Below are 12973 nucleotides of genomic sequence, written 5' to 3'. Positions count from 1 at the left end.
TGGGGGAAGACAAGCAGAAAGCTCCACATCGGAACCGATGCGGAGCTTTTTCACTGGGTGCGCCCGGAGGGATTCGAACCCCCAACCTTCTGATCCGTAGTCAGATGCTCTATCCGTTGAGCTACGGGCGCATTTGCAACAACCGATGTGCTCGGCTGCAACGGGTAATAACTTACACCGGTCCCGCCCAAGTGCAAAATTCGATGTCCGTTACACCTGTGTGATGTAACGCTCATCTGGTGTTGCCGTTGCCGCGATAGACTCACTGGACACGCAAAACCCTGCCGGAGCTAGTCCCCCGGGATCAGATTCAACGATGCCGTTGAGAGCCTGATCGTCGGGCAGCAGCATCGCCGACCATGGGCGCGGCAAGACGGCCTCAACGAGGAGACATGTCAATGGCTGACAACACCACTGCAAGCACCGAATCCACCGGACTCAACCAGGCTGTGCGTGAAGCGCTCGACAACGCACCGACCACGCACCCGCGACTGCTGGAGTGGGTCCGTGAGATGGCCGAAATGACCCAACCGGACGCCATTCACTGGGCTGATGGTTCCGAAGAAGAGTGGAACAGGCTGACCACGGAACTCGTGGACGCCGGAACCTTCGTTCGGTTGGACGAGGAGAAGTTCCCCAACTCCTTCGCTGCTTTCTCCGACCCGGACGACGTTGCTCGTGTCGAAGAGCGCACCTTCATCTGCACCAAGACGCCCAAGGGTGCCGGTCCCACCAACAACTGGGAAGACCCCGCGGTCATGAAGGAAACCCTGGTGAAGAAGTTCACCGGTTCCATGCGCGGCCGCACCATGTACGTGATTCCGTTCGTCATGGGGAGCCTTGACGGGGAGGACCCCAAGTACGGCGTGGAAATCACCGACTCCGCCTATGTGGTGTGCTCCATGCGCATCATGGCCACCATTGGCACCCCCGTGCTGGACAAGATGACTCGCGACAACGCGTTCTTCGTGGAGGCCCTGCACTCCCTGGGTGCCCCGCTGGCGCCGGGCGAGGAAGATGTCCCCTGGCCCTGCAACCCGTCCAAGTACATTGTGCAGTTCCCCGAGGACCGCGCCATTTGGTCGTTTGGTTCCGGCTACGGCGGCAACGCGCTGCTCGGCAAGAAGTGCTACGCGCTGCGCATCGCTTCCGCGATTGCCCACGACGAGGGCTGGCTGGCGGAGCACATGCTCATCCTGAAGGTCACCGACCCCGAGGGCGATTCCCGCTTCATTGCCGCGGCGTTCCCGTCGGCTTGCGGTAAGACCAACTTCGCGATGTTGGAACCCACCATTGACGGCTGGAAGGCCGAGATGGTTGGTGACGACATCTCCTGGATCCGCTTCAGCAAGGACGGCCAGGCTCGCGTGGTCAACCCCGAGGCTGGTCTGTTCGGAGTTGCCCCGGGCACCGGTTGGTCCACCAACCCCAACGCCATGCGCGGTGTGGCACGGGGCAACACCATCTTCACCAACGTCGCGCTCACCGACGACGGTGGCGTGTGGTGGGAAGGGATGACGGACGAGGTGCCCGAGCACCTCACGGACTGGAAGGGCAATGACTGGACCCCGGAGTCCGGCCGCCCGGCCGCCCACCCCAACTCCCGTTTCTGCACTCCCATCAAGCAGGTCGACATCCTCGCGGACGAGTACGACGATCCGGAAGGTGTGCCCCTGTCGGCCATCATTTTCGGCGGTCGCCGTAAGACCACCGTGCCCCTGGTCTCCGAGTCCTTCGGCTGGGAACACGGCGTCTTCCAGGGCGCAACGCTGTCCTCCGAGACCACTGCCGCCGCAAAGGGCGCCGTGGGCGTGGTGCGCCGCGACCCGATGGCCATGCTTCCGTTCATCGGCTACAACGCCAATGATTACCTGGAGCACTGGCTGGACACCGGTGCCCGCGTGGGTGAGGATGCCATGCCCAAGATCTACTACGTGAACTGGTTCCGTCGCACCGCTGACGGTGGCTTCGCGTGGCCCGGCTTCGGTGAGAACTCGCGCGTGGTCAAGTGGATCGTCGAGCGCCTCAAGGGCACCGCCGGTGGCCAGGAGACCCCCGTGGGCATCGTGCCCACCAAGGAGGACCTGGACCTCAGCGGCTTGGACATCTCGGATGACGAGTTGAACGCCGCGTTGCGCGTCGACAAGGACGAGTGGCTGGGCGAGCTGCCGGGCATCGATGAGTGGTTCCACAAGCTGGGCGATGTTCCGGAGGTCATCCTGGAACAGCGGGCCGGCCTGGAGGAGCGCCTCAAGAGCTCCTGACCTGCCCGGACACACCCAGCCGGTAAGTGTCCCCATATGTAGTGACGCCGTGCACGCCATTCATGACTCGAGTGGCGTGCACGGCGTTTCCATGTGTGTTTTAGTTAGCTACTGTGCGGTCCGTTGGGGGAAATTCCGTCATGGAAGACAAGGAGACCGGCCGGAATAGCAGGGGAGAGGCTGTCCTTGGAAAACATTGTGCAGGTCACCGGTCTGACCAAGAATCACGCTCATTTACGGGCTCTCAAAGGCATTGATCTCACGGTGGGGGCCGGGGAGATCGTGGGCCTGGTGGGGGAAAACGGTGCGGGTAAATCCACGCTGATCTCGCTGCTCGCCGGTGCCGCGAGACCCGATAAAGGCGCCATGACCCTGTGTGGGGACAACTTCGCCCCGCAGAATGAACAGGACGCCCGTTCAGCGGGCGTGGGAGCTGTTCAGCAGCGCTTCACGATGAACGGTTCGCTGACGGTGGCCGAAGCCATTGCTGGACTCGGACACGGCGCGCAGGGAGAACGTGATGAGGTCCTGGAACGGGCACGAGAGGTGCTCCGAGACGCCGGCGTGGATCTTGATCCCGAAGCCCATATTTCCTCTCTGATGCGCGCCGAGAAGGCCCTGGTGGAGGTGCTGCGGGTGCGTATGGAGGATCCGCAGCTGGTGCTCATGGACGAGGTCGCCGCCACGTTCAACGACCATGAGGTGGCCACCGTTCACGCGATCACCCGCCAGTTGGCCCGCCAGGGCCGCGGCGTCATCTACATCACGCACCGCATCGATGAGGTGCGCTCCTTGGCCGACCGCGTCGTCGTCATGCGGGAAGGTGCGATCAAGGAGGAGTTCGTACCGCGAGAGGTCGGTGCGGACCAGATCGTCTTTTCCATGCTGGAACGCGCGCTACCCGAGCGGGATCGCCCGGGAGGGCACGACCACGATGACGAGGCACTGTCCGTTCGTGGCTTGAGCACCGACGGTGGTCTGAGCAACGTGGACCTCACACTGCGGCGCGGAGAGGTTCTTGGCCTCACGGGCCTGCGCCGGGCCGGCATGAACGAGCTCGTGGGCGCCCTGGTGGGTGTGCATCCCGGCCAGTACGAGCATCTGCAGGTCTCGGGACGGGACGTGAGCATCAGCTCCGCCCAGGACGCTGTGGAACTCGGGATCGGCTACCTGTCCGACAGCGATGACGAATTGAACGAGGCACACGAAGAGTCCGTGGCCCGCATGCTCCGTAACGACGACCCGGATCCGGACGCAGGCTTCATCCGGGAAGTCACCGCGTTGCGCGAGGTAGTTGCCCAGGTCAAGGCCCTGCACATCAAGACCCATGACATCCAAGGCCAGGTGGGCAAGCTGTCCGGCGGCGACCAGCAGAAGATCGCGCTGGCGCGTTGGATGAGCACGGACTGCGACATCCTGATCCTCAACCACCCCACGCGCGGGATCGATGTGGGGGCCAAGGGCGACATCTACGACATGCTCACGGATCTGACATCCAAGGGCACATCCGTGCTGCTGATCTCCTCGGAGATGTCCGAGCTGCTGCAGTGGTGTCACCGGATCCTGGTCATGCGCGAGGGTCAGATCGTCAGCGAGCAGACGAATGATCAGGCCACCGAAGACACCCTGATGGCCGCCGTGACCGGTCAGGAATTGCCCAGCCACGCCGTGCGCAAGCGTCACGTGGCCGACCACGCCCCGGCGGAGGCTCCCGCTCAGGACTGACGTTCGGTCGGAATGCGAGTAGCCATTGGGATTGCGAGTAGCCATGGAGCGTCTCGGCCAGCTGTGACCATGCGCCAGTCCAGTTCTAGCTCCAGTTGCCGACGCCGCTGCCTCGCGTCGATCGTGTCGCGTCGCCTTGCACTTTGTGGGCCCTTAGAACCCTCCGATGCGTCGGAGGTGTCGGTGGAACCTCTTTTGCGCGTTGGAAGGGTTCTAGCGGAGCGTGAGGTGTATCGCGCAATTCTTCAGAAACCTGCGGCCCGCGCTCTTGAGCACGGGCCGCAGGTTTCTCTGTGAGTGCTCCGGGTGGCTGAACCCGGGTTCACCAATTCTGGGGTGGATCAGACGGAAACGCGCTTGGACACCGTGTTGAGCTTGTGGCGCGCCAGGGCGAGGTTCGCGGTGTTGCGGTCCAGCACGAGGTACACGAACAGTCCGCTGGTCTCCTCGGTGTTGAGCACATTGATCAGGTGGTACTGGCTCTCGAGGGTGATCATGATGTCTTCGATCTCGCCGCGAAGGTTGATGTCCTTCATGGTGCGCAGCTTGGCGCGCACCACGTTGGAGTTGCCAGCTGCGGCAACGTTGAGGTCGAAGCCGGGGTTGCCGCCGGAGGCGAGCGCCATACCGCTGGAAATATCCACCACGGCCGCGCCCGTGGCGCCCTCGATGCTCAGCAGTTCCTGGATGGAGTTGTCCAACTGGGACATATCGATTGTCTCCCTACTAGATGTTTGTGGTGCGTCGACAGGCGTCTGGGTGGGCCGGTCTTCGGCACGTGTCTTGCGAGAAGGCCACAGTGAAAAGGCCATGACCTGAATCCCCCTACGTGAATTGGTTCTAGCCCGCTGTCGCACCCCTGGGCCCCCAAAGCCCGGGGGGTCACAGCTTTCCCAGTATAGGAGCGGGTCACTGGGCCACCCAGGGAAAAACACAAGTGTGGACCACGGCGCAATGAGGTGTCAGGCAAAGGGGGGACGGGCACGTGAGGTGGAATTTTCCACAGTAAGTAACAGTTATCCCTAGGTTGGCAGCGTTTAATGAATCCATCACCACAGAAGGGGCCGAATCGTGAAGCTGACTGCTTTTTCTGACATCGCCCTGCGCGTGCTCCTATTGATGGGCGGGCTGCCTGGGGGCACCCTGCTGTCAACTCAGCGGATCGCCGAGGGTGTCGGAGCCCCTTATCACCACGTGACCAAGACCGTGGCCAAACTGCGCTCCATGGGGCTGCTCGCCTCTCAGCGCGGGCGAGCCGGCGGAGTGATCCTGACGGAATCCGGACTTGCCGCGAGTCTGGGGTCCGTGCTGCGAGAGCTCGAGGCCAACACCGCCATTGTCGAGTGTGAAGCGGATGAGACTTCATGCCCGCTCAATCACGGGTGCAAGCTTCGCGGGGCCCTTGCCCGGGCACGGGAGGCCTTCTACCGCGAGTTGGACGGCGTCACCATCGCCGATCTCGTCAACGAGCGCCAGGTCGGCAGGGTGGCGGTCACCATCGGTCTGGTTCCGCCGAGTGACGCCTTCGCTTGAGAGCTACATTACTTGTATCTGGGATGCTAGATTTCATAGCGCAAGGTTTCCAACCTAAGGAGCAGCCGTGCTGTCCGAGAAGTCTCGTCCCGTTATTGAGCAAACCATTGGCGTGATCGCAGAGCGGATCCCCGCGATCACCCCCGAGTTCTACAAGTCCATGTTCAACGCCCGCCCCGATCTGTTGGACGGCATGTTCAGCCGGTCCAACCAGAAGAACGGTACGCAGCCCCAGGCGCTGGCCGGTTCCATTGCGGCCTTCGCGTCCCACCTGCTGAACAACCCGGATTCCTACCCGGACGAGGTACTCTCTCGCGTGGCTCACAAGCACGCGTCCCTGGGCCTGCTGCCCGAGGAGTACCCCACCGTTCACGAGCACCTGTTCGGGGCCATCGCCGCTGATCTCGGCGACGCCGCGACCCCCGAGGTCGTTGCCGCGTGGGACGAGGTCTACTGGCTCATGGCGGACGCCCTGATCAAGCTCGAAAAGGGCCTCTATGGTCAGCAGGCGAACGACGTAATGTTCGCGCCGTTCACGCTGATCTCCAAGGAAGACATCGCAGAAGGCGTTGTGGCCTTCGAGTTCGAACCCGCGGACGACACCCCGCTGACCCGCTCGATCCCCGGCCAGTACGTGACCATTCAGGTCAAGGTCAAGGACGGCATCCGTCAGCCTCGCCAGTTCACCCTGGTTCCTTCGCAGGAGGGTCACCGCCGCGTGGTGATCCGTAAGGATCCCCAGGGTGAGGTCACGCCCATCCTGCACGAGGACATCAACGAGGGCGACGTCCTCGAGATCTCCAATCCCTACGGTGATGTGGTCTTGGACGAAGGCCACGGTTCTCTCGTGCTGGCCTCCGCCGGGATCGGCACCACCCCGATCGTGGCGTTCCTGGATCGACTGGCCAAGGAAGATTCCCAGCGCAAGGTCACCGTGCTGCACGCGGACCACTCCAAGGATCGCTGGCCGGGTCGTCAGATCATGGAGCGCCTCGTGGACAGCTTGCCCAATGCCACGATGATCACCTGGATGGAGACCCCCGGAGATGGCGATTACGAGGGCTTCATGAACGTTTCGGAGGTGGACCTGGACGTCGATCAGGACACCACCGCGTTCATGTGCGGCCCCCTGCCCTTCATGAAGGGGTTGCGCTCGCAGCTCATCGAAAAGGGCGTTCCGGGCCGGAACATCCACTACGAAATCTTCGGTCCCGACCAGTGGATGCTCCACGACGAGGCCCGCAAGGCCGATTCCTGAGCCTCAGCTGGTTGTTCTGATACCTAGCATCACGGACTTCGGCGCCGCACGAGAATTCTCGTGCGGCGCCGTCGGCGTCAAGACAGTGGGCGCGAGCGTCAGCCCTGTCTTACCAGGCCAAGCGCGGTGTCACGCACGCGCTCCATGGTGGCGGTGTCCGGAGCCTCCACGTTCAGACGCAGGAACGGCTCGGTGTTGGAGGGGCGCAGATTGAACCACCAGCCCTCGCCCGGGTGCGTGAAGGTGGTGCCGTCCATGTCCTCGACCGTGACGGCCGGATCCTGCTCGGCGTAGTAGGCCCGCACGCGATCCACGGCGGCTGCTTTGTCCTCGATCTCGGAGTTGATCTCCCCGGAAGCGACGTACGGATCGTAGCGTTCCATTAGGTCGCTGAGCGTGCCCTGCTGCTCGCCGAGTGCGGCCAGCACGTGCATGGCCGCGAGCATCCCGGTGTCCGCGTTGTAGAAGTCCTTGAAGTAGTAGTGAGCGGAGTGCTCACCGCCGAACACGGCCTTCTCCGAAGCCATCACGGCCTTGATGAACGAGTGGCCCACGCGCGTGCGCACCGCGCGACCGCCACTGGCCTCCACCAGCTCCGGCACGGCCTTGGACGTAATCAAGTTGTGGATGACCACGGGCTGCTCGTTGCCCTCTGCCTGGGCGCGAGCGATCTCGCGCTCGGCCACGATGGCCGCAATCGCCGACGGCGACACGGGCTCGCCGCGCTCGTCCACCACGAAGCAACGGTCCGCGTCTCCGTCGAAGGCCAAACCGATGTCCGCACCGTGTTCACGCACGGCGGCCTGCAGGTCCACCAAGTTGGCGGGCTCGAGCGGATTGGCGGGGTGATTGGGGAAAGTGCCGTCCAATTCGAAGTAGAGGGGCACGATCGTCAGGGGGAGCGCCTCGAGCTCGGCATCGCCAAGGACGGCGGGGGTCGTGAGACCGGCCATGCCGTTGCCTGCGTCCACGACGACCTTGAGCGGACGGATCTCGCTGAGGTCCACCAGGTCACGGAGGTAACGGGCGTAGTCGGCCAGCACATCTCGGCTGGTTTCAGTGCCCTGCTGCTCGGCCTGCGGAATCTCACCCGAATCCAGGTACTGCTGCGCGAGGTCGCGGATCTCGTACAACCCGGTGTCCGAGGACACCGGGACGGCTCCAGCCATGGACATCTTGATGCCGTTGTAGGCGGCGGGATTGTGGCTCGCCGTGAAGGTCACGCCCGCGCAGTTGAGCGTGCCGCACGCGAAGTACAACTCGTCGGTGGAGATGTTGCCGATCTTGATCACATCCGCGCCGCGCATCATGGCGCCCTGCGCGAATGCATCGATGAACTCGGGGGATGAGGGTCGCATGTCACCGCCCACGGCCACGGTGGTTCCGGCCAGGTCGAGCACATCGACATAGGCCGCACCGGTGGCCCGCACGCTGTCCGCAGTGATGGTGGAGCCCACAATGCCGCGCACGTCGTAGGCCTTGAATGAGGAAGAAAGATCTATGGTCACAAGGCCGAATTCTACGTGAGACGTTCCAAGGAGCGGACGAGGTCCACACGAATCCTCAAGCGCTCTGTGGTTGGATGAACTGCATGGCAGAGTTCTTTCGGATGGACAATCCGATTCAGAATTACGCATGGGGCTCACGATCGGTTCTGGCCACCATGCAGGGTAGGCCTGTCCCCAGCGAGCAGCCGGAGGCCGAGCTGTGGATGGGTGCTCACCCTAGCGCGCCCTCCCGAATTGACATGGGCGAACACTCCCAGAGCCTTGCTGAAGTCCTACCCGATCTCCCGTTCCTGCTCAAGATTCTGGCCATTGCGGCGCCTCTCTCAATTCAGGTCCACCCCTCGACTCGGCAGGCACAAACGGGATTCTCGCGGGACAACGAGCGGCAGGTTCCGCTGGATTCTCCGAACCGTAATTACAAGGACGACCGCGCCAAGCCGGAAACTGTGGTGGCGCTCACCAGCATGTGGGTTCTCGCGGGGCAACAATCCGGTGCTGAACTGCGTGAACTTGCTCACGAACTGCGCCTGGACTGGCTCGCGTGGGCGGCCAATCAGCCCTCGGCGCTGCGGGCGGCACTGACCTTGTCGGGAGAGGATGCGGCGGATTCCATCCGGGCGTGTGTGCGTGCGGCCGCGCGGCTGCGCCGGACCCGGTTGGCGCACCTGCCCGAGGCCGATGACGACTACGTGACCCTGTGCCCCAAGGCCACGCCGCTGGAACGTGCGGTCTATCTGATCGAGTTGCTCGATCATCACTATCCGGGGGACCCGGGAATGCTCGTGGCCCTGTGCATGAACCTGGTGCATCTGTACCCGGGGCAGGCGATGCACACCCCGCCCCAGCAGTTGCATGCTTACATGTCCGGGACGGCCGTGGAGATCATGGGGTGTTCGGACAATGTGCTGCGCGCGGGTCTGACCGAGAAGCACATGGACGTACCCGAGCTGTTGTCCGTGTTGGCACCGCAACAAGCACCGATCGACATCCTGGATCCTGATTTCAGCCCGGACGGCTCGGTCGACTATCCCTTGTGGGATGCCAACCTGAGCCTGGTGGCATTCCAGGTGCATCGCAAGCATTCGCTTCGCCGTTGGATCAGGGGTACCTCCGTGGTGCTGGTGGCGGAGGGGCGTGTCACCGCGACGATCCCAGAACGGAGTGCCCGGACCCACGAAATCCCGGCGGGACATTCGTTGCTGTACTCCGGTGAACCCGGGTTCGTGGAGTTCGATGGCGAGGGTCTGGTGTTCGTGGTCACGGGCAGCGTGGCGCACTAACGCGGGAGACTCCACCCCTTAAGGGGTGCCCCGCGCTCCAGGGATGACGTTAAATGGGAAGTAGGCGTACTATTTAACTTCTCATCGGATTTGGAGACTCCCATGGATCGACGGATTGAACGAACGCGAAGAGCGGTGGTTGATGCCACCGTCGATCTGGTGTCCCGCCGTGGATCTCACGTGGGCATGACGGAAATTGCGCAGGCCGCGGGCGTGAGCCGCAAGGCCGTCTACGAAAATTTCGGGTCGCGGGACCAGGTCCTGTTGCAAACCACCGTGAATCTGCTGCGCGCTGAGTTGTCTTTGAAGAGCGCCACCCTCAGCGGCGAGGGTGATGTTCTGGAACGGCTTGCGCACACCGTGGCCGATCATATGATCGAGTACAGGGACTATTACACAGCGGTGCTCTCCGGTCCGGGGGGATACCTGGCCGGAAATGCGCTGGTGGTGCAACTTGCCGCCGCATGCCGCCAACTGCGTAATGAACAGCACCAGCCCAGCACATCCAATTTGCAGGACCGGTTCATGATTCACGGTCTGCTGGGTGTGTTGACGGAAGCACTGGTAGAACACGACAGCGCCGACCTGCACGCCGTGGTGTCACGGCTGTACAAAGAAATGGCGGCGCCACACCGACACTCGTAGAGAGGACCCGCCATGGCACAGGAATACAGACTCACGGGAGCCGACCGCCCCAACGTCCCGATTCCTTCGCTGAAGTGGGTCGACAAGGTGTGGAAGCGTCGCTTGGCGGTGGTGGGGGTCGTGGCACTGATCGCAGCCATCGCCGGGGTGTTGTTCAATGATCAACTCGCCCGCACCGGATTCTTCGACAGCGCCTGGCAATGGCCGGTGCTGCTCGCCGGAGCCGCAGCATCTCTGGGCGGTGTGCTCCTGTCGTTCATGCGCGTGGACCAGGTGCCTCGTGTGGGAATGATGGAAGAACGCGCCACCGGCTCCAAGGGTGTGCGTGCGAGTGCTCGCACCGGCAATTTGCCGCGGGACACCGCGCATCTAAGGGTCCAGGACTACATGGCCGTGGAAATGGTGCAGTACGGCTGGCCAATGATTCCGGCCCTGGTGGGAATGATTTTGATACTCATCGCGCTATGGACAGTGGCGCCCGCCGTGGTCATCGCCCTGCTGCTCGTAGCGGTGTGGGCCGCCATCCGAATCAACGGAACGGCCACGGCACGGAAGTACTACCGGCTACGGAAGGACTAACCCATGTCAGACATCACGATCATCGGCGGCCACGGAAAGGTGGCCCTGCAGCTCAGTCAGATTCTCACCGGCGACGGTCATCGCGTGAATTCCGTGATCCGTTCCGAATCACAGATTCAGGACGTGGAGGACACCGGTGCGAACGCCGTGGTGGCAGACGTGCAGAACCTCGACACGGAGGGTCTCACCGAATTGCTGACCGGCCAGGACGCCGTCGTGTGGTCCGCCGGAGCGGGTGGCGGGGACCCCGAGCGCACCTACGCCGTGGACCGCGATGCCGCCATTCGTTCCATGGACGCCGCCCAGGCCGCGGGCGTGAACCGCTACGTAATGGTTTCCTACATCGGAGCGGGACAGGACCACGGCATTCCCGAGGACGACTCGTTCTACGCGTACGCCCAGTCCAAGGCCGACGCGGATGATCATTTGCGCGCCAGCTCGCTCAAGTGGACCATTCTGGGTCCCGGCACCCTCACGGATGACGAGACCACCGGCATGATCACCCTCGAGCCCGGCCAGGACGACGACGCCGCCAACACAGCGCGAGGAAATGTCGCCTTGGTTGCCGCGGCAGCTCTGACCGCACCCGACACCACGGTCGGACGGAAGATCGATTTCGCCGATGGTGACACGGTAATCACCGAGGCGTTGGCGAACCTCTCCTAAGAGGCATCCGCCAGGAAATCACTCAATCCCAGGTCGCGCTGGGAGGGACCCCCGGGGTCGTTCTCCCAGCGTTGCCCACGGGACACCCGGCGCTGGTTAATCCGCCACCCTTGATCGGTGCGGACCCATTCGTCCAAGTAATCGCCGGAGGCCAGTGACCCGTCGTGACGCACGATGAGGTACTTGCTCCATGATCGCGCGCGTTCCCTGCCCGTCGAATCGGCAGGGAGCCGCGCGATCACCGTATCCGTGGTGAAGTGCGGGTGGTACGGAGCAACCCGTTCGATGCGGTCCGCAATTTCATCGCGTGACTGCGTGTAGTTACCGGGCGCGCCGAATTGGGCGTCGGCGGTGAAGACGAGTGGCAGTCGATCCCAGTCGCGGTTGTCGATGCAGTGCGCGTAGCGCGCCAGAACGTCGTGGATCTGTAACGCGTCATCGAGGGGGACGCGAACCCATCGTGCCGCGCTCACCGGACCTGCCCGTCGTTGCGGCGGATGCCCGCATCCGCAACCGATTGCTGGGCCCGGAGGATGGCGTCGTCGAAGTGCACGAATGTATAGGGCCCGGGCACGTATCCGCCACCCTGACGCCCCGGTTCGCGCAGCATGTTGCGGGCGTGGACCACACGGCGTGAGATCCGCCAACCGGCCGGAGTCCGGACCAGGGCGTCCACGACATCGGCACCGACAGCGCGCTGGTCGAAGGACACCATGATCAGGCGGCTCCATGTGACCGCAGTGTCGCCGTCAATGGGCTCAATCACGGAATTGAGTACGTGCACACTGCCGTACTGCGCCAATTGCGAGAGTTCGTAACCTTGCCGGATCCCCGCGGGGCCGGGCAGTGTTGTGGAGGGTGCCATGTCTTCCAGCGACTCGGGGGCCTCCGTGCCCGGGGACAGGATTTCGACGTCCTCCGTGACCACGTCCGCCAAATGATCCCACTCGCGGTTGTCGATCACGTGATTCAGGAAATGTAGGGTTTCCACAATCTCTAACCGATCCTGAGGGCTGAGCGAGGCGGCATGGGACATGGTTGGAGCGACCTTTCGGGAGTCCTGCAGAACACGCAGCAATGTGTTCTTTCAGAAGTATCTCCTAATCTGGGGTTATGGAGATGCCATCACTGCACCCGCGCCCCTCGGATGACCGCGAACGCGAAGAACTCGACCTGAACGAATCCTTGGCCATGACTGCCGTAATCCACGGCACCGTGCAAGGCGTGGGGTTCCGCTACTGGGCCTGGCGGCACGCCGAGAAGTTGGGTCTGGTGGGGCACGCGACCAACAACTCTGACGGCACCGTGACCATCGAGGTCGACGGCCCGCGCTGGGCCCTGCAGGAGTTGCTCAAGTCGCTGAACTCGAGTGACACCCCGGGGGTCGTGATGACCGTCGATGCACACTACGGTCCCGTCACCGGACGTTTCAGCGAGTTCACCCGGAACTGAACTGAACCCTGTTCACCTCGCGTAAATCTGTTGTTACTACGGTGATTGAACACCATCGGACCA

13 protein-coding genes and 1 tRNA gene are annotated in these 12973 nt (G+C 63.0%); 9 read left to right on the top strand and 5 right to left on the bottom strand.

Annotated elements, in window-relative coordinates; translation table 11 throughout:
* Window positions 1-58 precede the first annotated feature (58 nt).
* Window positions 59-131: transfer RNA gene (locus tag RF638_RS00465), tRNA-Arg, on the bottom strand.
* A gap of 267 nt (window positions 132-398) precedes the next feature.
* Here RF638_RS00465 and RF638_RS00460 point away from each other — a divergent pair.
* Window positions 399-2264 (top strand): phosphoenolpyruvate carboxykinase (GTP), encoded by a 1866-nt coding sequence (locus RF638_RS00460; protein ID WP_315278439.1) that lies wholly within the window; start codon window positions 399-401, stop codon window positions 2262-2264.
* A gap of 186 nt (window positions 2265-2450) precedes the next feature.
* Window positions 2451-3989 carry a sugar ABC transporter ATP-binding protein gene (locus tag RF638_RS00455; RefSeq protein WP_129699522.1) on the top strand — a complete coding sequence of 513 codons (1539 nt, stop codon included), beginning with the start codon at window positions 2451-2453 and terminating at the stop codon, window positions 3987-3989.
* A 341-nt stretch (window positions 3990-4330) separates the two neighbouring features.
* On the opposite strand, the gene RF638_RS00450 is transcribed toward RF638_RS00455, so the two are convergent.
* A complete protein-coding gene (locus tag RF638_RS00450) occupies window positions 4331-4699 on the bottom strand; it encodes a hypothetical protein (protein ID WP_095796274.1) in 369 nt (122 codons plus the stop codon).
* Between the two features lie 361 nt (window positions 4700-5060).
* Between RF638_RS00450 and RF638_RS00445 the strand changes: the two genes are divergently transcribed.
* Together RF638_RS00445 and RF638_RS00440 are read left to right on the top strand one after the other, a co-directional pair.
* Window positions 5061-5522, top strand: a complete 462-nt coding sequence (locus tag RF638_RS00445; protein ID WP_095796275.1) for an Rrf2 family transcriptional regulator — start codon at window positions 5061-5063, stop codon at window positions 5520-5522.
* A gap of 67 nt (window positions 5523-5589) precedes the next feature.
* Window positions 5590-6780, top strand: a complete 1191-nt coding sequence (locus RF638_RS00440) for a globin domain-containing protein (protein ID WP_259914323.1) — start codon at window positions 5590-5592, stop codon at window positions 6778-6780.
* Window positions 6781-6878: 98 nt separating this feature from the next.
* On the opposite strand, the gene RF638_RS00435 is transcribed toward RF638_RS00440, so the two are convergent.
* The gene (locus tag RF638_RS00435; RefSeq protein WP_238662995.1) at window positions 6879-8288 is read right to left on the bottom strand and encodes a phosphomannomutase/phosphoglucomutase; all 1410 of its coding nucleotides are present in this window, start codon (window positions 8286-8288) and stop codon (window positions 6879-6881) included.
* 83 nt (window positions 8289-8371) lie between these two features.
* Between RF638_RS00435 and manA the strand changes: the two genes are divergently transcribed.
* The 4 genes from manA to RF638_RS00415 all read left to right on the top strand — a co-directional run bounded on the left by manA (window position 8372) and on the right by RF638_RS00415 (window position 11458).
* Window positions 8372-9568 (top strand): mannose-6-phosphate isomerase, class I, encoded by a 1197-nt coding sequence (gene manA / locus RF638_RS00430; RefSeq protein ID WP_129699525.1) that lies wholly within the window; start codon window positions 8372-8374, stop codon window positions 9566-9568.
* 135 nt (window positions 9569-9703) lie between these two features.
* Complete coding sequence (locus RF638_RS00425) at window positions 9704-10213, top strand: TetR/AcrR family transcriptional regulator (protein WP_158222888.1); 510 nt, start codon at window positions 9704-9706, stop codon at window positions 10211-10213.
* Between the two features lie 12 nt (window positions 10214-10225).
* Entirely contained in the window at window positions 10226-10792 is a 567-nt protein-coding gene (locus tag RF638_RS00420) for a hypothetical protein (protein ID WP_095796280.1), read from the top strand.
* Between the two features lie 3 nt (window positions 10793-10795).
* Window positions 10796-11458, top strand: a complete 663-nt coding sequence (locus tag RF638_RS00415) for an SDR family oxidoreductase (RefSeq protein WP_095796281.1) — start codon at window positions 10796-10798, stop codon at window positions 11456-11458.
* On the opposite strand, the gene RF638_RS00410 is transcribed toward RF638_RS00415, so the two are convergent.
* Window positions 11455-11931 (bottom strand): nuclear transport factor 2 family protein, encoded by a 477-nt coding sequence (locus tag RF638_RS00410; RefSeq protein WP_165189170.1) that lies wholly within the window; start codon window positions 11929-11931, stop codon window positions 11455-11457. The genes RF638_RS00415 and RF638_RS00410 overlap by 4 nt on opposite strands.
* A complete protein-coding gene (locus tag RF638_RS00405; protein WP_368841196.1) occupies window positions 11928-12494 on the bottom strand; it encodes a nuclear transport factor 2 family protein in 567 nt (188 codons plus the stop codon). The genes RF638_RS00410 and RF638_RS00405 overlap by 4 nt, the downstream gene beginning before the upstream one ends.
* A gap of 77 nt (window positions 12495-12571) precedes the next feature.
* On the opposite strand from RF638_RS00405, the gene RF638_RS00400 reads away from it, so the two are divergent.
* On the top strand, window positions 12572-12910 hold the full coding sequence (locus RF638_RS00400) for an acylphosphatase (RefSeq protein ID WP_368841195.1): 339 nt from the start codon (window positions 12572-12574) through the stop codon (window positions 12908-12910).
* The last annotated feature ends 63 nt before the right edge of the window (window positions 12911-12973 follow it).

Origin of the sequence: Kocuria sp. CPCC 205235 (assembly GCF_040980905.1) — a bacterium.
Lineage (GTDB): Bacteria > Actinomycetota > Actinomycetes > Actinomycetales > Micrococcaceae > Kocuria > Kocuria carniphila.
This window is presented reverse-complemented; position numbering and strand designations above follow the sequence as displayed.